The sequence below is a fragment of the Pseudomonas imperatae genome (assembly GCF_057128625.1).
This window is the reverse complement of sequence record NZ_JBSKHP010000009.1, coordinates 106,458-127,312: the sequence shown is the minus strand read 5'-3', so window position 1 is coordinate 127,312 and position 20,855 is coordinate 106,458. Positions and strand designations below refer to the sequence as shown.

Here is a 20,855-nt window from a genome sequence, read left to right as displayed (position 1 = left end):
GCGAAAGGGGCGGACTCGAAAGCTTCGAGTGGCTGCTATTCACCCTTGACCTCGCAGCAGTCGTTAAAATTCCCCATGAGCGCCGGCTTATTCATCCAGAACGTTGGAGTTGATTGAGACCCTGTATTCCCAAGGCCGATGATCATCATCGGCGATTGGAGCGGTATCAGTCGGCGATCGGGGCTACGGTTCGTGGTTTGGTACTCGGGCGATCGATGCAGTTGCGCAGGCCCAATCGAGTGTTGGGCGCCTCCTTCCTGGTTGCCAGCGCCGCGATTTTTACCATCGGCCATACGATTGGCACCGCATCGCTGGTGGCACCGTTTATTTTTATCGCTGGATTTTGCGTAAGCGGCACGATGGTTGGGGTGACTGGTGTGGTGGCTACGTACTACCCGACGGCTAGTCGAGCGACATGGGTTTGCTGGGCCTCTGCTGTTGAGCGGATAGGCTCCATGTTTGGATCTGCCACGGGAGGATACTTGCTTGCGTGCGGATTAGGTTTCACAACCCTGTTCATGTGCGTAGCTATCCCAGCATTGGTAGCTGCAGTATGCATGTGGATGATGCCAATGGAGAAGGATCAGGCTAAAGCGAATGATGCTTTGGTCACTAGGACTGAACATTCTTCCGCCTAAAGTCTTCAGTCGTCGGTATCAATTAACCGGCGCTCTCTGAGGCGCCCAACTGCTTCCGGTGTACTTATGCCTGCACGCTCGTTGAAGGCCAACGATCAATTGCGTTGATCTGTCAATCGAAGCCAAGTGGTTGAGCATGCCATTACCCATCTGATGGAAGAGAGCATTGCTTTTGTAGAAGGCTCCCTTATTCGAGTTTTGTACTGCCCACCCTGCCGTCCGCCACTCGGCTGTGCTCGAGTTGCTGCGCTGGCTGATACCCAGATCCGCCGCAATGTTTTTACTGGGGTACCCGGTTAACACCATGTCCATGATCTGGCGCTAGCGTGCCGTCAGGGTAGCGATGTAATCGATCGCCTCCTGACGGCTGGCTAGGATTTTGTGACTGTGGTGTGAATGGCCTACCGCGCGCTGGATGCTGTCTAGCATTTCGTTGCGGTTAAACGGTTTTTCGATAAAGTCCCAGGCGCCAGCCTTGATGGCCTCCAGGGCAATGGAGATGTCACGGGTGCTGCTGATGATGATGATGATGATGATGATGATGATGGAGGATAACAGGTCGCCGTGTTGGCGCATGTCGATAGCGTTCATGCCCGGCAGGCGGCCTCCTATTGACTCCCTCAGAGATATTTTTTAAATGTTGCTGTGGTGATGGCCACCATAAATCCAAGAAGTCCCGCGCACGGCAGCAGAATGATCAAGGGATTGATCGACCACGGCAGTGACAGATAGATCAGCCAAGGGGACAGCAGCAGCGGCAAGATCAAGCGCCGCGCCCGATGATAGATGAAGCTGCTTTCTCGTCCGGCGCCGAACCGGCGCAGGTCACGGCGCATCAAACCGTCGACGCCACCGGTTAGCCCCGCCAGGAGAAACAGCGGGGTGGCCAGCCCTAGCACGATCATACGCACGACGAAGGTCAACATCGTGAACAGCGCGGCTATCAAGTAGTTCTCACTATCCAGGTAAAGTTGGGCGAGTAGACCCTGGAGACTGTCCTCGCGACTGAGGTTTGGCACATGCTCGTGAACATATGCCCAGCCAGTCTCGACCATCAGCCAGTGATTCAGGTAGCCGAGAAGGTTTGTGGTGGTCTGCGCGGGCTCTGCGACCAGCAGCGAGTGCGTGAAGTGCTCGCCGAGCCAGCCGAGCTCCGCGATCAACATGGCTTCGGCGTGGTGCCAGCCTTGCTCCGGCCAGATCAGCAGCAGGCCAAGCATCTCCAGCAGGATCGAGCATAGCAGCGAAGCCAGCATCAGCCCGAGCAAGCGCAAAGTCAGCCCGATCATGCCCAGAATCAGGCCGTGCTTGCGTTGGACGGGCGCTGGGTTGCTGGACGTAGTGGGCATGCGGGACCTGCGGCTCGATGGCAGTCAGGGTGACGGCGATGATGGCTTCCGGCTGCCACGCACCGGCAGCGGCCGCTCGGGGTCGAAGTCCTCGGTCGGTGCGCCGCCGGCGCTGGCCCACCACTGGCCGGCGTTGGCGTTGTAGCGCTCGCGCATGTGCCGGGCCAGCGCCTGCAGATCCTTAGGCATGGCATCGTCAGCGGCTGCCAATGGCAGCGGCATGCGCACCTTCCACAACTGGCCACCTTCCTGAAAGGAAAACATCTGCCCCTTCGGCAGGCTGACGATATGCGCGGGCTCAATCAGCGGCACGGCGGTACTGCTGACACGGTCCTGGGACGATGAGGTGAAGTCGGTATGGGCGTCCGGGTCGGCGGTGTCGGTGGCCCCGGACACCAGTGTGCGCGTCTGCACGTTGACCTTGGGCAACTGGTTGGTGAGCAGCTCGGCCGTCGCGGTTTCCCGCACCCGCAGCATCTGCAGGGTGTTGAAGTTGCCGATCACTTGGCCGGCCTTGGCGCGGTTGCCGATACGCGCCTCGATATCACTGAGTGTCTGAGTGTAGGCGGTAACCTGGATGCCCGCGCCGCCGCCCTTGTTGATCAGCGGGATGAACTCGTCGCCCATCAACTCATTGAATTCGTCGGCGTGCAGGTTGATTGGCAGCTTCTCTGCCGAGCTGTAGACGTCAGGGAGGCCATGGTCCACGCCATGCTTGTAGATGTGCCCCGCGACTGAAACCAGGTCGGCGAACATCGAGTTGCCCACGGCGGCGGCGACCTCGGCATCGGTCAGTGCATCGAGACCGACGTAGACGATGCCGCGTTTGCGGATCACCTGCAGCCAGTCGAAAATTGGCCGTGGATCGTCGAGTTCGGTGTAGTTCGGGGCCAGCAACTGCGCGGTCTTGCCGCTGGTGAGCTTCTCCAGCAGCGGCAGCAGCGAGGCGACGATCTTGTCGAAATAGGTGCGGTCGTAGCGCACCGCCGAGCGCAGGCCATCCATCACCGGATCGAAGATGCGCTTGGCGGCCAGGTACTGCTCGATGGCGACTACACGCTTTTCCCGGCCGATCATGTGCCGGGGGATGCTCTTTTCATTGAGCCGTCCCTCGATCTGCACGATGGTGTCCCACGCCTGGGGATCATGGCGGGCGAAAAACTGCTGCGCGTACTCGATGAACAGGGCGTCGATGTTGACCACGTGGCGCTGGATCTGCAGATAGTCCGGGCGCCGGCCCAGCTCGATCAGCGCGCGAGCAATGATGTTGACGAAGCGCCAGGCGAATTCGCGAAAGGCCGCGGAGTTGCCTTCGCCGCTGAGCTGCCCGGCGATGCGGGTGGCGACCTCGGAGATACGCCCGAAGCGGCCGATGGCGTTGTAGCGCGCGGAGATCTCCGGCCAGCCCAGGTGAAACACGTAGAACTCGCCCTCGCGGCCGGCGCGGCGGGCCTCGACGTACATGCGCTTGAGCAGGTCGGCATCGCCCTTGGGATCGAAGACCACCACCACTTCCGGCTTTTGCCGATGGATGTCCTGGGTGATGTACACCTCGGCCAGGCGGGTCTTGCCGACTCGCGTGGTGCCGAGCACCAGGGTATGGCCGACGCGCTCACCCAGCGGCAGGCTGGCCTCGCACTCATGGGGCTCGACGCCGTGCAGCAGCGGGGAACCGCCCACCGGGGGCAGTGGCCGTACCGGGTTGAACGGACTGTCCCAGGCGGTGAACTGGGCCAGGCGTGAAAGGGCAAAGGGCGCTTTTTCCAACGCCCGCTCCAGCCGGCGAGCGCACTGGTAGGCGGCGGACTGATTCACATAGCGAGCAAGCGCGGGGTCCTGGGCTTCCACCAGGCGCTGGGTGTGCAAACGTGTCCAGCGGAAGCCACGGCCCATGAACAAGCGCTTGTTGCTGACCGGTATCTGCCGACTGGTGAGCGAGTAGCGCGGCAGGCGGCGGATGTTGCGCCGATAGCGCAGCACGACGCGGGCTTCATTCAGGCGCTTGAGGCCAAAGGCGGTGTAGGCCATCGCCATACCGGCGCCAATCTCGGGCGAGAGCGCCACCGCCCAGGGCGAGTGCAGGCACAGCGCCGCGGCGCCCGCGCATACGCCCACGGTGTACAGCTCCACGGCAGGGCGCAGCAGGGACTCCATCGCGTGATCGGTCATGGGCTGCCCTCACTGTTCCAGCGCGGTTGGTGTAATCAGCACGGGGTAATGCTCCAGTTGCAGGCGCGCAGCGATGTCATCACCGCTGACCGGCCAGATCGGTAGCTCCGGCGCTGTTGCCTGGATGCGCTGCAGCGCTCCGCTGTCCGCGACTTCCACGGCCAGACCGCTAGCGCCCAGCGTTTGCAGGGCTTGGGCATGTTCAGCCAGCCACTGCCGGGAAAGCGGGTCCTGACCGACCAGAAACAACGGTGTCATTCCCGGCATATCCAGCACTCGGGGCGGAACCGGACCTGGGTTCAATCGAGCGCTGTGGATAGGCAGGACCCAACTCAATTGACGTGGGTCGTGGGTCGCAGACGTTGGTTCGTCGGCTTGGGCCGCCACGCCGTGCCACAGCCAGCACAAAGTGATCTGGGCAATGATCCGTACAGGCGTCATGGTTAGTTCTCCAGGGTTAGAGCACCCGATGCGTCGACCCGCTGCCAATGGCGGATGAACTGCACGCGATAGCGGGCGGCAGGCGCGCCTCCTGCTGGCCGGTGATAACGGCCGGCGGCTTGCACCCAGCCGCCGGCCGCGTCGAAGTGTTCCTTGAGCAGGGCGGCGGTGACCGCCAGGTTGGTCCGCGGGTCAAGGGCTTCACAGGCGCTGGCATAGCGCTCGGGGTGGTAGCCGAGGTTGGTTTGGCCCAGGCCAACGTCGATGCGCCGAGGATCCTGGCGGGTGAGCTCGAGCATCAAGGCGGTGCACGCCTGCTGACGATTGGCGAAGCGCTGCGGATTGCCGGCGACATTCAACGTCCAGGGCCAGGGGATGATCTGGCCGCGCAGCTGAGTGCCACTTTCCTGCAAGGCGATGGCGAACAGCACCGAGGAGGGAATGCCGGCCTGCGCGGCAATCATCTGGTAAGCCGGCGGGGGTATCACCTGTGCGCTGGCCTGAGTGACAAGACCCAGCGCCAGGGCGCAGATCAGTCGACGCGCTGCCATTGTCCGTCCACCTGTTGATAGCGTGCCGGTAGGGGGCGGCTGGCACCCAAACCGAACCAGCGGCCGCGGTCATGGTTGAGGGTGACTTGCCCACTGCTGACCTGCGCCGCGGTGATGCCCGCTTGGCGCGCCCAGTGCCGGATCACTTCATCCTTGCCCTGGCTGCCGACCAGGTACACATCCAGCAGCACGCCCTGTTTCGCCAGTTGCAAGGCTCGGGTTTGGCAGGCCGAACACTGCTCTTCGACGAACAGCGCGTAGCGGGTCCCGGCTGACGGAGTGTTCGCGCTACTCATACCTTGCACGGGCTGCAGACCGGGGAACAGCCGCGCCCACGCGGCGGTGTACGCCTGCTGGTAGGCCAGCTCGCGCTCGGCCCGCCTGGCTTCCAGGCGCACTTGCAGCTCGGCATAGCGCTGCCGCTCCTGGTCGGACTCCGCCTCCACCCCCAGGGTGGTCAGCGGGTCCAACTGCGGCGACCAGTAGCGCCGGGGGCCGTTTTGCAGGTGTTCGAACTTGGCCCATTCATCGTCAGTCAGCCCCCACGCCTGCGCGGCAGTGGTCTGTTTCTGCTGCAGCGGGGAGACATCGCTGTTCCGTGGGGTGGATTCAGAGACTTCCTGATCCGTCGCAGCAACAACGGCAGCGTGCAGGTAGACGGGCAGCAGGAGCAGGTTGAAGAGAGCGAAAAGGCGCATGGCAGCGTCCTCAGGGCAGGGGCAGGCTGCGCTTGGCATGCCCCGCGACTTGAAATACGGCACGGTCGCTTTCGATTGCGCGCAATTGCCAGCCATCCAGGCTATCGCCTGGCTGCAGCAGCTTCAGGGCGGACAGCGAACGTGCACCGATGGGCAGCACTGACAGGAACCGGGCGCTGCCACGTGTCTCAATGCCCAGCACCGAGAACGGCGGTTGGGCAGGGCGCAGTGATTTCACCTTGGGCTTTGGCATCGGGACGGGCTCAGCGCGGGGTAGGGGTTGAGCTTTTACCGCGAGCTGGGCCTGCACATGGGCAAGCTCACCCTCAGCTTTGTCGAGTCGTTGCTGCCACGCCGTAAATACCTCGCTGCTGGGGACATTGGCTGTTGATCCCGACTGCTCGGCAACGACAGCATCGAGCCGATCCAACAGCTGCCGGGTTGCCGCCTGGCTGGCTGTGACTGCCTGCTGCTGGCTGGTTAGGTCGTGCAGCTGTGCCTGCAGCTTTGCCTGACCTTCGCGAAGCAGATCGAGGTCCCGCCGTAGGGCCGGAGCAGGATCGGGCTGTGCCTGTGCGGCCGTCGCGACCATGGCCGCGAGTTGCTGATGATGGTTGTAGGTCACCGCTGCCAGCAAGGTCGCGGCGATGCACAGGGCGCCGATCAACAGGTGATGGAAGGTCTGTATTTTCATGGGGCGAGCCCCAGCGTGCCGACCAGTGCTGCCGGCGATGGCGACCGCAGCGCATAGCAGACCGAGCGATTGAGCGGGTCGACGCTGAGCTCCCAGGCAGGCCCACCGAGGATGGTCAGCGCATCGATCAGGGCCATCGGGCCAATCTGATAGTGCACCGCCGGCAGCGGCCGGCTGAACAGCAGCGCCTGCGGCGGAACATCCGGGCACAGCGAAAAGCCCGAGCGCTGCAGCACATGGCGCAATGCCTCGCCGACATCACTGTGCAGCGCCGGCGGGATACTGACTTCGACCATCTGCAGCAGCGGTTGGCGTTGTTCCAGTGTCGGCCGGGTGCTGACCAGCGTATAGCGACCTTGCCTAACCCAGTCAGGTGCCTGGAGTGTTTCTGGCACCCGCGGCTTGGCGGGTGTCGCGGGCTTTTCGGGGGGAGGTGTTGGGCCGGGTGGGGCCGCAGCATGGCTGCAGCCTACCAGGAGGGCGGCAATGACCAGCGTGAGCATGAGTGGGCGATGCATGGCGATGTCTCAGATAAGGTTGTCGCTACCATGGCGAAAAGGGCGGCTGTCGCCCCACCCATAAAGCGATTCCCGCCCACGGCTATTCGCGCCCAATAAAAAAGGCGCCCGTAGGCGCCTTGCATCAATCATCGGGAAAGATAGGTAGCTCGGGCAGCCGTCGAGCGTCTGGATCAAACACCAGAAAACGCACGTCGGCTTGTCCGGCCAGCAGCAACAGTTCGGTCAGCACCGGCGGAATTTGGTCGTCATGCATGCGCGCCAGGACTTCTGCGCGGCTGGCGACACAGTCAGGGCAGTGGCCGCCATCTTGCCAGGGCGTCGAATACAGCTTGCAGCCGATGGCATGGCTGTCGAACAGCTCGAAGCACTCGAAGAAGCTGGATGCGATGCCCCGCCAGGTACGCTCCTCAAGCAGTTTGAACTCCGCGGGAGGCAGATGGGCGGAACTGATCTCCCAGCTACGGCTGTAGTGCCCTGTGGCAAAGGTCAACTGCGTGATCACCGCTTGCGCTGCCTCATCGCTCGGATAGTCCCCCAAATGGGCAGACTGGCCAAAATGATCGGCGATGACCGTGTAGACCACCGCCACCACCGTGCCGTGGTCAGTGCATCGCTCGACGGCTTCCCTGGCCAGGGTTTGTCCCCGGGTGATCAGCACGAAGTCATCGTTGAATATGCAAGGCTGGCGACTGATGTCATGGTCCAGCAACGGCACCTGAGAGTCGTGCAGGGGCCGGTAGCAGGGCTCGCAGTAGTCTTCGTAGAGGATCTGAATTAGGCGTTCACAGCGAAAGGATTGGTAGCCGCGAACGAAGGGGGTGGACGTAAGGGAATGCATGGCTGCTCTCCAGTGAAGATTGAGGCCACCCCAGGCAGGCGGTGGCGTCGGGACGACGGTTCAGATCCAGCCGAATTCGGCCAGGGACAGCGGGCGGCCTTCGCCGATGATGATGTGGTCCAGGACGCGGACTTCAACCAGGGCCAGGGCCTCGGTCAGGCGTTGGGTCAGCACGCGGTCGGCATTGCTGGGTTCCGGGCAGCCGGAAGGGTGGTTGTGGCTGAAGATCACGCTGGCGGCGTTATGCTCCAGGGCCTTGATGACTACCTGGCGCGGGTAGACGCTGGCGCCATCGATGCTGCCGAAGAACAGCTCGTCGAAACCAAGCACGCGGTTGCGCGAGTCCAGGCAGAGCAGGGCGAAGACTTCCTGCCGGTGGGGGGCCAGGCGCAGCTTGAGGTAAGCCGCGGCATCGGCAGGCTGGATCAGCAACTCGCCGCGCTGGAAATAGCGATGATCGAGCAACTGCAGGGCCTGTTCGATCAGCGCATCCTCGTTGACGCGCTGGATCACCGCGGGATCGACGGAGTCGACCAGGTTCAGGGTGGTGTTCATGGGAGATTCCTCTTAAAGCAGGAGCGCCCCCAGGGGGAGAGCCCCCGTTGGGTAGTTATCAGCAGTTCAAAGCCGGGTGAAGCGATGCCGCGTGCCGTGCAAGCAGCTACAGCAGGCTTCGCAGGGCGAGGTGGAAAAGTCCTCGATGCCGATGCCGGTCTCAGGATCAAAGTCGGCACTCAAGGGCAGTAGGGCTTGCAGGGCGGCGCGCATCTGGGCGATGCGCTGGTCGACCTCAGCCTCGCTGTAATACAGCGACAGCGCGCTGAAGTCCTCAAAGGCCACCGCCTGCAGGCAGTCCTCGCAGAGCCAGTAGCTCTCCATGGCAACCTCCGACACAGGTGAAAAAAAAGGCGCTCGTGCGAGCGCCTGGTGGGTGGGTCAATCGCCTTAGGCAGACTGACGCGCCGGAGTGGCGGTGCGACGGCTGTTGGCAGCCGGGGCTTGACGACGGCCGGTGCTGGCGCGGGAAGTGTCGGCTGGCGCTTCCTGTTCAGCATCGGCCTCATCAGCCTGCTGCTCCGGTTCAGCTGGAGCAGGGGCTTCAGCACGGGGTGCTGCCTTGTAGGTCAGTTGGCCATCGACCTTGATCCACTCGATGAAGATCAACCGACCCTTGAGGCTGGCCCCCGGCAGGCCTTTGCGCTCACCTTTTTCGTAGGTGAAGGCGTCGACCCACAGATCGCCAATGCGAAAGGCCAGCAGCACCTTGCGATCGGCCTTGACGTCTTCCAGGTGCTCGCGGATCAGACGTTCCGCTTCACCGCCGGCGACCTTGCAGTCGAAGCGAGTGTACTCGACGTCATCCGAGGCACCGTGCAGAGCGGCGATGTCGCAGGCCATGAACGGTTGCCCGCGACGTACCGGGACCTCGCGAATACGGTTCAGGTAGCCAATGCCTTGGGTGTGCAGGTTGAAGTAGCTGGTGGGTGCAGCGTTGTTTGCAGTAGTCATGGTGAATCTCCTGTTTGCAAGAAACGCGGATATCCACCAGCCCTGGCGGGAGGTGAGTTCCGCAAGGGGAGGCAAGGGTGGTCACAGGACCTGTTAAGGAGCGCTCATCACCGAGGGGGCGGTGACCGTGCGAGCTGCCGAGCGCTGATCGCACTGGGGAAGAACCACCCGCAATGGGCGTAGCCTTCAAGGTTCTGGCTACCTGGGTGCTGTCATCGACAGCGAGGTGCAGTTCATCTATAGATCGAGGCGAACCCCGCGTCAACAGGGGCTTGAGCGAGTCTTCGGCGGCCGGAAGCCGATGGTCTTCAGTGGAAAGTTACCGGCGAAAAAATAGCCCGACGGTCATCAGGCTAGGATGAGGAGGACCACCTTTGACCCGGTACCCTGACCGCGAAGTCCATCGCAAAACTGTCGCCGGTCATTCACCTGGTTCAACCGACCCTTGTCGTGGCCTGGATCGGAAACTGCAGGCACGCATCCGCGCACAAAAGGCGCCCAGTCTTTCGCCGGCGGGCACCGGTGCTGAGCATCATCGCCGAGGCGGATGACCCCTGGGGCCTGCTGCAAGCCGCAGGGGTCATCCGCCTGGAGGATCTATGACGCCGAAAAGCATTCACGGGGAAGAGGTGTGGCATGGCTCCGAACACGACGGTTCGACCGAGCTGCCCGGAGCGTATCGGTCTTGGTTCGCCAACTGGCGATGGGGCACCCTTACTACAACAGCCTCCGCGAGGAGCGTCAAGGTGCCGTGCGCTGCTCAGGAGGAGCGGGGCTTGCGGGTGCGCTTGGCTGTGGCCATCGGCTTGGTGCCCGTGCAATCCGGATAACGCGAGCATGACCAGAAGGTACCGGTGCGGCCCTTGCGCTGGCGCATGGCGCTGCGGCACACCGGGCACGCGGGGCCTTTGGCGGCGGCTGGCACGCGTAGGGTCAGCGAGGCGTGGCTCTGCACCAGTTGCGTGAGCCAGGCGGCCTGCTTGGCCAGAAAGGTCTCGACGTCCAGCTGCCCCGATTCGATGCGGTCCAGCGCCTGCTCCCACAGGGCAGTCAACACCGGGTCGGCCACCTCCGGCGGTACCGCCTCAATCAGCGTGTGCGCGGCCGCGGAGGCCGCAAGGCTGCGTTTCTTCTTCGCCAGGTAGCCGTGATCGATCAGTCCCTGGATGATCGCCGCGCGGGTGGCCTCGGTGCCGATGCCGATGCTGTCCTTGAGCTTTTGTTTCAGGCGCGGGTCGGCAACCTGGTTGGCAATGGTCTTCATCGCCTTGATCAGGGTACCTTCCGTGTAGGCTTTGGGCGGCTGGGTGCGGTGCGCGTTGACCACGGCGTCGAGCACGGGCAGCGACGTACCCTCGCGCAGCGTCGGCAGTCGCTGGCTCGGCTCGCCCGGTTCGCTGTCGTCGGCCTCATCGATCACCGCCTTCCAGCCGCGCTCCTGGATCTGTTTGCCGCGAGCCTGCAACTGGTCTTCGTCGCTTACGAGCAGCACCTGGGTTTTCAGGTATTCGTGGTCGGGCAGGAACTGCGCCAGGTAACGCGCGCGAATCAGCGCGTAGACAGCCTGCTCGCGCTCGGACAATTGCCCCTGGTCGAGGGTCACCGCCGTGGGGATGATGCCGTGGTGGGCGGTGATCTTGCTGGTGTTCCAGGCGCGTGAGCGTCGGCTCGGGTCAGCGGCCTTAAGCCATTGCCCCAGCGACGGCGCGCTGGCCGCCAGGGCGTGCAGCACGCGCGGCACCTCATTGAGCATGCTCTCGGGCAGGAAGCCACAGTCAGTGCGCGGGTAGGTCGTGGCCTTGTGGGTCTCGTACAGCGCCTGCGCCGTGTTCAAGGTGTCCTGGGCGCCGAGTCCAAGCTTGGCCGAGCAGATCTCCTGCAAGGTCCCCAGGTCGAAGGGCAGCGGCGGTCCTTCACACACACGCTCCACCTCGATAGAGGACACCTGCGCCTGGGCGCGTTGCACCAGCCGCCGCGCCGCCCTTTGCCCGACCGCCTCATCGATGCAGCGCCCGCTGTCGTCGCAACTCACTGCTGGAGGCTGCCAGCGCGCCAAAAACGCCATGCCCTCGGCCTGCAGCTGCGCATCGACCGTCCAGAAAGGGCGGGGCACGAAGCTGGCGATGGCTCGATCGCGTTCCACCACGAGGCGCAAGGTCGGCGTCTGCACGCGGCCCACCGGCAGCAGGCCATCGAAGCCGGCACGCCGGCCGAGCAGGGTGAACAGCCGGCTGAGGTTGATGCCCACCAGCCAATCGGCGCGGGAGCGCGCCAGCGCACAGTGATACAGTGACAGCGTCTGCTCGCCCGGGCGCAGTGCGGCCAGTGCCTTGCGGATCGACGCCTCGTCCAGCGCTGAGAGCCACAGTCGCAGGATCGGCCCCTGGTAGCGACAGCGCTCGATGATCTCGCGGGCGATCATCTCGCCCTCGCGATCGGCGTCGGTGGCCACCACCACCTCGTTGCAGGTTCGCAGCAGCTGTTCGATGACCTTCAACTGCGCCGCAACTTTGGGCTTGGCAACCACTTGCCAACGGCTTGGGATGATCGGCAGGTCCTCCAAGGTCCAGCGCTTGTACTGCGCACCGTAGCTCTCCGGTGGCGCGGTCTCCAGCAAATGGCCCACGCACCAGGTCACGGTTACCGCATTGCCTTGTAGGCAGCCGTCACCGCGGCGATTGGCCTGCAGCACGCGGGCGATATCGCGGGCCTGGGAGGGTTTTTCGCAGATGTACAGGCGCATGGCTAGGCTCCCCTGATCAGATAGCGACAGGGTGCGGGCGGGGTGAGAAAGAGCCAGCGGAAAGCTGAAACGGTGTGCCCTTATTTGCGCGCCAGGTGCGCGGCCAGGCGCTCGACGGAATCGAGGGCAAATTGCCGGTCCTCGGCGCTGAGCTTGTCGAGCAACGTCGCGAACGTCTGGGCCTGATCCTGAGCGCGGGGCCTGATGGCCACCAGCAGCTCGGCAGCCGAGCACTGGAAAATGTCCGCCAGCTGCAGCAGCTTGGTCACTGACAGGTCGACCAGGCCGCGTTCCAGGCGCGAGACCGCTTCGGCGCCAATCTCCAGGCGTTCGCCGAGGTCTTCCTGGGTCAGTTGGCGGTCGCGGCGCAGCTGGGCCAACTGGCGACCGATGTAACGTAGGCTAGGCTGTTTGGCGGGCAACGGGGCACTCTCCAATTCGACCCATATGGTTGACCATCAACTCGCGCATATGAGCGCCCTATAAGGTTGACTAGCAACCTGATAGGGCGCATTTAACTGAGAAAGTGCGGTATACCTGTCAGCACGAGGAGGCAACATGGACCGTTCCGATGACGCCGACATGACGGCGCTGGAGATCAAAGCCTACGAGCTGTTCCTGGCGACTCACGTGGAGCCGGACAACCTGCAAGCAAGGGAGACGTTGGCCAGTTGGGTCCAGCAGAGTCCGGCGCATTGGCGGGCATTCCGTGCCCTGGACCAGCACCTGTACGAGGTGGCCCTGCTGCTGGCGCATGCCCAGCACGAGCTAGCCCGCCAGCAGTAATCAAGGGTTGCAGGAACCGCGGTGGCTGCAGGCCGGGCAGGTGGCCGGCCCAGCGTGAGTCTCGCGTTGAGTCGGCGCGATTCCACTGACGTCCACCTTCAATCCGCTTTGCGCGCGCCTTTCCTGCCGCCAGTCTTGCGCGCCGAGCCGTCGCCCTTGGTCGGCTCGCTGGCTTTCTCGCGCATGATCACCGAGGCCAGGCGATGTGGCAGGATACCGATGCGCCGTGCTTCCACCTTGAACGTCACCCGCGCGTTGTCCTCGCTGTCCTCCCACTCGTCCTTAACCGTGCGGCCCTCGACCAGGATGCGCATGCCCTTCTGAAACAACGTGCTCCAGTGCTCGGCATCACGGTGCCAGAGCTCCACCGGCGCCCAGTAGCCGCCGCGATCCTCGTAGCCGCCCTCGCGCGGTACCGGGTTGTCGAAATACACGTTCAGCCGCAGCAGGCGCCGTGGCTCATCGGGGTTGGTGTTGAATTCCTGGAATTCGGGGACGCTGCCGATGTTGCCTTCGCCGACAAACAGAGTGCTCATGGTTGCTGCTCCACGGTGGGGGTAGGGGAGTGATCGAAGAGGGTCTCGGCAGCCTGCAGCTTGGCCGCGCTCGCCGTGGCGTGCCGGTGCAGCGAATGCAGGCTGCTCATCTGCAGGTTCAGGGTGATGCGGTTGACCTCCAGCTGCAGCAGCGCCTCGCGCACCGACTGCGCCAGCTGTGGCTGTGCCATCGCCCGTTGCCACACCAGCGCGCCCATGCGATTGAAGTCACGGCTGCGCCAGCGCAGGAAGTTCGTGCCGGCCGCGCTACGCTGCACCACCAGGCGCAGGTCCAGCAGTGAGAAGGGTGGTTGCGCCACGATGGCCAGCAGCACGCTCATCAGCTCGGCGACCTGGGTTTTCAGGCGCAGCGCAGTATCGGCCAGTTGCTGCAGCTCCCCCTTACCCTTAAAAGGCTTTAAAAGGCCTTTTAGGGAGGCACCCTGTTCGAACTGCCGATAGGCATCCGTTGACAGGCGTCGGGCGATCGCCTCGGCGAGGGTCATGCCACACCGCCTTGGGGCTGGACGGTCGGTTCAGCCGCCACTTGCTCGTCTGGTACCTCGTCATCGAGCTCCGCCTCATGGATTACGGCGGGATGGCGCACGGTCGGCGGGGCGAACTGTGAACGCCGCAGGCCTTCGAGGATGTCCTGTGGCGGCAGGCCGAATTTTTCCACGGCCTCGCGGGCGCGGGCATTGTTCGCCGCCATGTCATCGCGGCTGACGCCGGCCAGGCGGTAGCGCTGCGCCAGGCCAAATAGGCTACGCAGCAGGTGCGCACCGCGATCTATCCAGATCTCCATGTCGCTGCGACCGATCAGCGCCGTGTGGTGGGCCAGCAGCACCCGCCGCACCAGGGTGTCGTAGTCGGTGAGCAGATAGACCGCAAGAAACCCCAGCTGGCTGCCGATGAACAGCGGCAAGGTCACTGGGTGGATGTTGAGGTTGTCGCCGATGTCGACTTGGCTGGGCAGGTCGCGCTCCAGGCGGCCTACTTGCTCGGACAGGGCAAGCATTTCGGCCTTGGCCAGCAGCAGTTTCTCTTCCAGCTGCAGCATGAACCAGTCGGCGAACGGATCATCCTGGCTGCTGGCCTGCTTGAGCAGGTTGGTGACGCTGATGTAGCCGGCCATGCCCATGATCGCATGCACGCCTTCACGCGCGAGGCGCCCCTGCCACAGGCGGGCGGCGTGATGGGTGTGCAGCGTCAGGGTGATGCTGCTGCGCAATGAACCCAGGTTGAGTTGGTAGTGGTCGACCATCGCCGGTTCCTCGCCGTGGAGATGGCGCTACCTTGGTTGGTCTGGCAACGGTCGACAGCGATCAATGCGAAGGCGATCGCTTCGGATTGCTCGGCATCGCTGGACGTCGCTGGAGTGATGCCATCAGCATCAGTTCCACCGGGAGCCATCGAGGATGCCACTTCGTGGCGGTGGTTCAGGGAGGCACGCTACTGACTCATGCCATGTCGGCAGGCGAGCACGGCGGCTCGGTTGCGCTGATCAGTGCCCCGGCCCTTCCGAGATGGCTTCACCGTGGCAGACGTGGGTGATCGATCGCATCGTTGGTCCTGATCGCCTTCATCGGTCTCCTTGCCATTCGAGCACCTGTGACGACGGCAGCAGGGCCAGTTTTGCGCGGCGATCAATGCGAAGAAGCGCTCCGGATCGCCCGCTATCAGTGGACCTCGCTGGACGTGATGTCGTTGGCATCAGATCCGTCAGCTGGCGCTGACCACGCGGCATCGTTGCTTCAGCTCGCTGAGACACGCCAGTGCCAGTGGCGAAGCCTCGCGGGGTGGCTTGGACGTCTTCGTCGGCTCGTGCGATGTCGAGGAGCGGTGGCAAGCGGCCTCCGGTTCGCCGGTGAGTGCCCGCGCCGCCCAGAGGGTGAATTCGCCGTTGCAGGCACGCTTGATCAGCCCCATCAGGTAGGCCGCAGGTTTTCGGACAGTGCCGCGGATGCAGCGGGCGACTGCCTCATTGATCACCGCTTGGCGTTGTTCGGGTTCCAACCGATGCAGCGCCTGCTGCGCCATCTTGCGCTCACCCAGGCTCAGTTGCAGTGTTTCCGGCCACTGCGCCGCCGCGTCCGCCAGCGCCGCGCGCGGTACTGTTTTTTTATTGCTTTGGCTTTTAAGTACTGTACAGGTCGCGTTCGGATTCCGAACATCAGCCAAAACCAGGGGCTCGCTGACATCGACGCTCCCTGCCGATCTGACTGCAGAATTCCGAACGTTGTCCGCTACCTTCCGTTCGGAACCCTCACGCTTCGACGGGGTATCGAACGGCAATGCTTGTTGTACCGCACGCTCCGCTGCCTGGTCGAGGCCCCTGAGGACATCGGCAGGCACCTGTACATCATCCCGTAGCTCCTGCAGCACGTGCCGCGCCAGGTCGCGCACGCCCTTGGTGGCATGGCTGAGGTTCTGCCGGATCAACGCCAGGTAGCCGCTGTCGACGTTGAGCGCCTGGTGCGGTGGCAGCGGTTCGTCGTAGAGCACGTAGACGCTGCCACGCAGGCAGCCTTGCTCATCGCGCGCACGGTCGGCCAGACTCAGCCAGCGGGTGCTGCGCAGCACGTTCAACGCCCGGGCGATGGTCTCGCGTGAGGCTTGCGCGCCGCAGGGGCTGGTGGCCAGGTACGGTTGCAGGTCCTGGTAGCGCGGGGCCTCGACGCGGCGTTCGATGATCAGCCAACGTAAAACTTGCCAGGTGTTGCGCTCCAGCGGCGTCAGGCGAGTGTCGAGCAGCAACGCCTGGGGCATCGGATTGTCCTTGCCTGCGTAGACAAAGCGCGGGGCTGCTGCTTCGAGCGCAGCCAGACGCAGCGCTTCCTGCTTGGCCAGGTACTGATTGTGTCGCTCCAAGGCTGGAAGGCTTTGTCGTACGACGTCGGCCCAGTCTATGTCGTAAAAACTCAGCATGGTGCACCTCCGTAGAGATCGATCTGCTGCCACACCAGGGTCAGGCTGATGTGCTGCTCCTCGGCGAGCATCATCATCGCGTCCAAGCGGTCGAAGTGCTGATCGTCGTCGCGCAGTTGGCACCAGCGTTGCCACACCGCATGCTCCTGGGCTTCGCTCAGTTGTACCGGACGTCCACGGTGAGTCTCGATCTTCAGCACGCGCCGCCGCAGCGCGGTTTCCGAATGATCCAGCCCGAAACAGCGGTACATGATGCTGGAGCTGGCACCCAGCTTGAGTGCGCGATTGATCAGCCGCTCGTTCTGTTCGTCGCGTTCGGCCTGGATGATCAGTCGACGCAGGACAGTGATGTCGACCTTGACCTCAACCCAGGAAATATTTGAGTGCGCCAGGTGGGAGAGGGTAGTGGGCGGCAGTGACTGCAGCACTTCGATATCTTCGTCACCCAAACCGAGGGCCTTGCAGCGCTGCACGTGGCCATGACGCAGCTCATGCAGCACTTGGTTGAGCATGGCGTGATTCAACAGATTGAACGTCGTGCCCATGGGGCACCTCCGAGTGTTAGCGAGTGGACGATAGCGAGAGGTCGATCAACTGGCGGGACAGGCGGACAAGGCAGAACAGTTGCAGCAACTGCTCGTCAGGCAGGCGTTCGAGCTTCACCGGCAGGGGGCGGTGGTCCTCCAGCGGCTGGTCGTAGACCCCGGTCAGCAACTGACCGAATAGCGCGGCGGGCAGTTGCTGTTGATGCTCCCAGAGCACCTCATCGTGAAGCCGCAGCAGGCCGCCCAGTAGCAGCTGGATGCCGACGCTGCGCGGTTCAGAGGGAGGTTCGATGGCGGGTGTCAGGGAGAAGCCCAGGTGCGTGTTCATCGGGAGGACCCAGTCGCCGAGGTTGCCGTATTCGGCCAATTGCAAGGCTAACTGCGCGCAGGCCTGGCGCAGGTGCTCAGGGTTGGCGTGATCGGCTCTAAACAGCCACAGCTGGTCGAGTGAAGTTGGCAGCATGATCTCTGGCGAGCTTGCTGGCGAAGCGGCGGCAGGATGATGTGCCGGTTGATCCTCATTTTCATACTCTGCCTGGGGCGTCGTAGGGTGGGCATCGGACAGCAAATTATGCTCACTCGTCTTCGCCACGGGATTGTGGTCGGGCGTCGCGTCATAGCTGAGCGATAATTCCGATAGCGGTGCGAGGGAATGGTCTGTCACTCCAGCCCCGTCCACCGCAGCCTGCGGCGGCGCACTCACGACGCTACCTTCCTGAGCCAAGTCCAACGCAAGTGTGCGGGGCGACTGCCGCAGGATGTCGGCCATGCGGGCGAGGAGTTCATCCTGCACCTGGAATAGATCGAAATCGCCAGCGTCGCCGTCAAACTGAGACAAGGTCTCCAACCACAGGGGTTCAAAGTCTCCGACGTCGAACGCATAGCGGTTCCAGACTGCTTCGCTCCTGCGTCGCAAACTGATAGTGCGCTCGATGAGTTGTTTGCCAAGTCCGGTGTATAGCACTTGAGGAATGGCGGGCAGAAGGTGCTCCAAGGTATCGAACATGCGGCTGATATGCGGTTGCGAGATGGGATAACCTCCCTCGCCCAGGCGCTTTGCCAGCTCACGCTGGCTTAACCGGGCGCTGCCGGCTTCCAGCATGTCCTTGAGCTTCGCCACCGCCAAAGCGCGTTCAATGAAGGTCAACTGGCCATGCAGGTCGCTTTCGGCCAAATGCCCCAGCAGCGCGTGTGGCTCGGTTGACCAGGGTCGGAACAGGCAGGCAATGCGGAAGAACTGCTGGTCGCGGGTTTCCTGCCAGAGCTCATTGAGGATCGCCAGGCGCGTGTTGCCGCCGTTGCGGATGATGAAATGAGCCTCGCCGGGACGTCGGGTGATGGCCGGCGGCTGGTCCAGACCGCGTTCCCGGATCGACTCCTTGATTTCAGCATACAGCGGATTGCGGATAAACCGGGGGTTGTGATCGTAAGGTCGCAACTGCTCCAGCGTGACCAGCATCGGCGTATCGCAGGCAGGATCTACCGGTTGCTCCAGGCTAGTCGTGCTGGGAAAGTGGGAGTGCTGCAGCTTGCGGGTGATTTCCTCTGAGGTGGGTGTCTTCATGAGGGCTGCCCGGGTCAAGCCACGCCCTGGATGGGGCACGGCGGGGTGGTTGGAGATTACTCAGGAAGCAGTCCTGTGCCTGTCCGAGCCGGAGCAGTCTTGATCAGTTGTTGGCGCCAGTGGGGAAACAATTCCAAGGCCAAGTCGCGCATCACCTGGGCGGCTGGACGGCCACGGCCGCCCCTCACGGGGTGTGGCTCGACACGGTGTACGGGCATCCCCAGCGTGGCCGCATTCAGATAGGCCACGCGGTCGGGAATAACCGTGTCGCAGAGGCTGACGTGCGCATCGTCCGCGAAGGTCGTCCGTAGACTCTGCATGATCAGGCGCGTATCCCGGCGGTTGAAATTCACCTGGTTGAGCAACAGTTTCACCGGCGGCAGTGACACCCCCAGATGTCGGTAGGGCTCCAGTTCTTCGAACAGCCCCAGGGTGCCGCGGCGCAGCTCTCGCGCCGCCAGCATCTCGGGTGGCAAGGGGCACAACGCGCAGCCCGAGGCGAGGATGGCCATTTCCACGACGACGCTGCGTGCGCCCTGGGTGTCCACGACCATCACGTCGTAGTCATCGGCAAACGTCGGCAGCAGGTTACGCAGGCGCAGGCGCCCATCGGGTGCGTGCAGTAGCAAGGTATTGAGGTGACCTGCACGATCGTTGGAGACAATCAGGTCAAGACCGGGCATCGCTGTGGCCGTGATGATCTGCTCGGCCAACGTCAGATTCTGCGCGATCAGCTCGTAGGTGCCGGCAGCGCGGGGCTGGGGCAGGGCATAGTAACTGGACAGTGTCGGCTGGCTGTCCAAATCCAACAGCAGAACCCGCAGGCCGGCATCAGCCAACAACCCACCCAGATTGGCGGCGACGGTCGTCTTGCCAGCGCCGCCCTTGGTCGAAATCAGCGAGAGCACGTCCATGGCGTCAGTCCCGGAGCGACAGGCGATCTTGCACCCACTGCTCGATTTCCAACGAGTCCCAACCCACCGCGCGGGTGCCGATGCGCCGGCATTGCGGGAACAGCCCGGCTTTCATCAGGTTGTAGATGTGCGAGCGCTTGAAGCCGGTTTTCTGTTCGACCTCGTCACGACGCATGATGTGGCGATCGGCAGAGGGGGCGATGGTGGCAGATTGCATGATGTCACTCCTTAGCGTCGTTTGGCGCGTGGTGGGATGTGACATTCAGTCAATAACCAGAATGGGGGATTGTCATTGCCAGGCAATTGCACCAATTGCCTGGCAATCGCTGGCAAGGCTTACCCCGCTTGCTTCAGACAGCGCCGGGCCTGCGCAAATTTCCGATCAAGGGTGCGTTTGCTCAGTCCTCGAATATTGGCGAAGCGGCGCAAAATCTCAGCTACGATGGCGCTCTGGTCCTTGTAGATGGATTGCACCTGGCCTTCAGGGGATTTACCGGCGCCAATGGCCAGTAACGCCCCGATGATCACGTAGTGCAGCAGGCTGGAGTCGTTGCTTGGCGTCTCCGACAGCCCCATGTGATCAATCACTACCTGCAGCTCGCTGACCTGCGACTCCAGCTCTGCGGTCCGGCTGGCAAGCGTTTGGCGAACCTTCTGCAGTTCACGAGCAGTGGCCTCCAGCTCTGACTTCTGCGCCAAGTGTGCACCGAGGCTGACGTATTGGATGTGCTGAGCATTGCAGTCGAACAGAAACCCAGGAATGTCGTCGGGGTAATCACGGGCTACCCAACCCCTTAGATCGGTGCGTCGGACCGTGAGGTAGGCACGATTAACTTCACTATCGGGACGGACCTGGTGCCCCAGATACCAGGCAGGAAGTTCGCCGCAGAGAATAGCGTCGTAGATCCGTTCGGTATAAAAGTGAAGAGAAGGCCATTGAGGGAACAGCGCAAGAAGTTTGTCAGGGTCATAAAAGGCCACCGCCAGAATTTCAGTCGCATGGTCAGCAAGGTTACACCAGTGCAGGGCAACCTCAATGGGGTGGTAGTCAGTTTTGAACGAGAGCATTTGAGTATCCTCCCTAGATATTTCAGTCCATAAGCAGGGGTCTCCCACGAACTGCTATTGGTGGATGACCTGCAGCCGGGACCTGATCCTCGCAGCGAAGTTCATATTAGGGTCCCAGATACAATCAAGACTGGAATGCAGGCTTATGGTTCCTGCATTTTCGGTATCGAGCGCGTTACACAGCGTCTTATTAATTTGACAGATTAGTCAACTAGCGGGAAGGACAGGGAACGGAAACCTTTGATTTAAGCGCTGTTGGATCCGAAAAGAATCGCGCTTGTCTGAGAGTCATCACACTAATGATAGTGAAATATTTAGTTACGAAGTCGTGGGCACTGAGTCTTGATGGGCAACGGGATGCAC

At 62.8% G+C, this 20,855-nt stretch carries 25 protein-coding genes; 2 read left to right on the top strand and 23 right to left on the bottom strand.

All coding sequences use genetic code 11. From position 1 onward, the window contains the following. The first annotated feature begins 113 nt into the window (after positions 1 to 113). Entirely contained in the window at positions 114 to 638 is a 525-nt protein-coding gene (locus ACWKWX_RS13640) for an MFS transporter (RefSeq protein WP_483828032.1), read from the top strand. A 321-nt stretch (positions 639 to 959) separates the two neighbouring features. On the opposite strand, the gene ACWKWX_RS13635 is transcribed toward ACWKWX_RS13640, so the two are convergent. The 14 genes from ACWKWX_RS13635 to ACWKWX_RS13570 form a co-directional block, all read right to left on the bottom strand. Next, positions 960 to 1,229 carry a response regulator gene (locus ACWKWX_RS13635; protein ID WP_483828031.1) on the bottom strand — a complete coding sequence of 90 codons (270 nt, stop codon included), beginning with the start codon at positions 1,227 to 1,229 and terminating at the stop codon, positions 960 to 962. Positions 1,230 to 1,258: 29 nt separating this feature from the next. Beyond that, complete coding sequence (locus ACWKWX_RS13630) at positions 1,259 to 1,987, bottom strand: TIGR03747 family integrating conjugative element membrane protein (protein ID WP_483828030.1); 729 nt, start codon at positions 1,985 to 1,987, stop codon at positions 1,259 to 1,261. Between the two features lie 24 nt (positions 1,988 to 2,011). Beyond that, positions 2,012 to 4,156 carry a type IV conjugative transfer system coupling protein TraD gene (traD, locus tag ACWKWX_RS13625; protein ID WP_483828029.1) on the bottom strand — a complete coding sequence of 715 codons (2,145 nt, stop codon included), beginning with the start codon at positions 4,154 to 4,156 and terminating at the stop codon, positions 2,012 to 2,014. Between the two features lie 9 nt (positions 4,157 to 4,165). Then, positions 4,166 to 4,597 carry an integrating conjugative element protein gene (locus ACWKWX_RS13620; RefSeq protein WP_483828028.1) on the bottom strand — a complete coding sequence of 144 codons (432 nt, stop codon included), beginning with the start codon at positions 4,595 to 4,597 and terminating at the stop codon, positions 4,166 to 4,168. Between the two features lie 2 nt (positions 4,598 to 4,599). Continuing rightward, a complete protein-coding gene (locus tag ACWKWX_RS13615) occupies positions 4,600 to 5,148 on the bottom strand; it encodes a lysozyme family protein (protein WP_483828027.1) in 549 nt (182 codons plus the stop codon). Continuing rightward, positions 5,130 to 5,846: a TIGR03759 family integrating conjugative element protein gene (locus ACWKWX_RS13610; RefSeq protein ID WP_483828026.1), complete on the bottom strand. Its 717-nt coding sequence runs from the start codon at positions 5,844 to 5,846 to the stop codon at positions 5,130 to 5,132. Before ACWKWX_RS13610 ends, ACWKWX_RS13615 begins: the two co-directional genes overlap by 19 nt. 10 nt (positions 5,847 to 5,856) lie before the next feature. Continuing rightward, positions 5,857 to 6,540, bottom strand: a complete 684-nt coding sequence (locus tag ACWKWX_RS13605) for a hypothetical protein (protein ID WP_483828025.1) — start codon at positions 6,538 to 6,540, stop codon at positions 5,857 to 5,859. Next, positions 6,537 to 7,043, bottom strand: a complete 507-nt coding sequence (pilL2, locus tag ACWKWX_RS13600; protein WP_483828024.1) for a PFGI-1 class ICE element type IV pilus protein PilL2 — start codon at positions 7,041 to 7,043, stop codon at positions 6,537 to 6,539. Before pilL2 ends, ACWKWX_RS13605 begins: the two co-directional genes overlap by 4 nt. Before the next feature lie 139 nt (positions 7,044 to 7,182). Beyond that, positions 7,183 to 7,899 carry a DUF5983 family protein gene (locus tag ACWKWX_RS13595; RefSeq protein ID WP_483828023.1) on the bottom strand — a complete coding sequence of 239 codons (717 nt, stop codon included), beginning with the start codon at positions 7,897 to 7,899 and terminating at the stop codon, positions 7,183 to 7,185. Positions 7,900 to 7,959: 60 nt separating this feature from the next. Next, positions 7,960 to 8,454, bottom strand: coding sequence for a JAB domain-containing protein (locus tag ACWKWX_RS13590; RefSeq protein WP_483828022.1), 495 nt, complete (start codon positions 8,452 to 8,454; stop codon positions 7,960 to 7,962). 66 nt (positions 8,455 to 8,520) lie between these two features. Next, positions 8,521 to 8,778, bottom strand: a complete 258-nt coding sequence (locus ACWKWX_RS13585) for a hypothetical protein (RefSeq protein WP_483828021.1) — start codon at positions 8,776 to 8,778, stop codon at positions 8,521 to 8,523. A gap of 66 nt (positions 8,779 to 8,844) precedes the next feature. After that, positions 8,845 to 9,408 (bottom strand): STY4534 family ICE replication protein, encoded by a 564-nt coding sequence (locus ACWKWX_RS13580; protein WP_483828020.1) that lies wholly within the window; start codon positions 9,406 to 9,408, stop codon positions 8,845 to 8,847. A gap of 760 nt (positions 9,409 to 10,168) precedes the next feature. Continuing rightward, positions 10,169 to 12,151 carry a DNA topoisomerase III gene (locus ACWKWX_RS13575; RefSeq protein WP_483828019.1) on the bottom strand — a complete coding sequence of 661 codons (1,983 nt, stop codon included), beginning with the start codon at positions 12,149 to 12,151 and terminating at the stop codon, positions 10,169 to 10,171. 80 nt (positions 12,152 to 12,231) lie between these two features. Further along, positions 12,232 to 12,573: a helix-turn-helix domain-containing protein gene (locus ACWKWX_RS13570; RefSeq protein WP_483828018.1), complete on the bottom strand. Its 342-nt coding sequence runs from the start codon at positions 12,571 to 12,573 to the stop codon at positions 12,232 to 12,234. Between the two features lie 136 nt (positions 12,574 to 12,709). On the opposite strand from ACWKWX_RS13570, the gene ACWKWX_RS13565 reads away from it, so the two are divergent. Continuing rightward, positions 12,710 to 12,937 (top strand): hypothetical protein, encoded by a 228-nt coding sequence (locus ACWKWX_RS13565; protein WP_483828017.1) that lies wholly within the window; start codon positions 12,710 to 12,712, stop codon positions 12,935 to 12,937. Positions 12,938 to 13,035: 98 nt separating this feature from the next. Here ACWKWX_RS13565 and ACWKWX_RS13560 read toward each other — a convergent pair whose 3' ends face one another. The 9 genes from ACWKWX_RS13560 to ACWKWX_RS13520 all read right to left on the bottom strand — a co-directional run bounded on the left by ACWKWX_RS13560 (position 13,036) and on the right by ACWKWX_RS13520 (position 20,492). Next, complete coding sequence (locus ACWKWX_RS13560) at positions 13,036 to 13,473, bottom strand: single-stranded DNA-binding protein (RefSeq protein WP_457362266.1); 438 nt, start codon at positions 13,471 to 13,473, stop codon at positions 13,036 to 13,038. Further along, positions 13,470 to 13,979 (bottom strand): DUF3158 family protein, encoded by a 510-nt coding sequence (locus tag ACWKWX_RS13555; protein ID WP_483828016.1) that lies wholly within the window; start codon positions 13,977 to 13,979, stop codon positions 13,470 to 13,472. Before ACWKWX_RS13555 ends, ACWKWX_RS13560 begins: the two co-directional genes overlap by 4 nt. After that, entirely contained in the window at positions 13,976 to 14,737 is a 762-nt protein-coding gene (locus ACWKWX_RS13550) for a PFL_4669 family integrating conjugative element protein (protein ID WP_483828015.1), read from the bottom strand. The genes ACWKWX_RS13555 and ACWKWX_RS13550 overlap by 4 nt, the downstream gene beginning before the upstream one ends. 458 nt (positions 14,738 to 15,195) lie before the next feature. Then, positions 15,196 to 16,401 (bottom strand): STY4528 family pathogenicity island replication protein, encoded by a 1,206-nt coding sequence (locus ACWKWX_RS13545; RefSeq protein WP_483828014.1) that lies wholly within the window; start codon positions 16,399 to 16,401, stop codon positions 15,196 to 15,198. Then, positions 16,395 to 16,946: a DUF2857 domain-containing protein gene (locus ACWKWX_RS13540; RefSeq protein WP_483828013.1), complete on the bottom strand. Its 552-nt coding sequence runs from the start codon at positions 16,944 to 16,946 to the stop codon at positions 16,395 to 16,397. The genes ACWKWX_RS13545 and ACWKWX_RS13540 overlap by 7 nt, the downstream gene beginning before the upstream one ends. 16 nt (positions 16,947 to 16,962) lie before the next feature. Next, complete coding sequence (locus tag ACWKWX_RS13535) at positions 16,963 to 18,510, bottom strand: ParB family protein (RefSeq protein WP_483828012.1); 1,548 nt, start codon at positions 18,508 to 18,510, stop codon at positions 16,963 to 16,965. 56 nt (positions 18,511 to 18,566) lie between these two features. Beyond that, a complete protein-coding gene (locus ACWKWX_RS13530; protein ID WP_483828011.1) occupies positions 18,567 to 19,424 on the bottom strand; it encodes a ParA family protein in 858 nt (285 codons plus the stop codon). Positions 19,425 to 19,428: 4 nt separating this feature from the next. Next, on the bottom strand, positions 19,429 to 19,641 hold the full coding sequence (locus ACWKWX_RS13525; RefSeq protein WP_483828010.1) for an AlpA family transcriptional regulator: 213 nt from the start codon (positions 19,639 to 19,641) through the stop codon (positions 19,429 to 19,431). A 119-nt stretch (positions 19,642 to 19,760) separates the two neighbouring features. After that, positions 19,761 to 20,492 carry a hypothetical protein gene (locus ACWKWX_RS13520; RefSeq protein ID WP_483828009.1) on the bottom strand — a complete coding sequence of 244 codons (732 nt, stop codon included), beginning with the start codon at positions 20,490 to 20,492 and terminating at the stop codon, positions 19,761 to 19,763. Positions 20,493 to 20,855 lie beyond the last annotated feature (363 nt).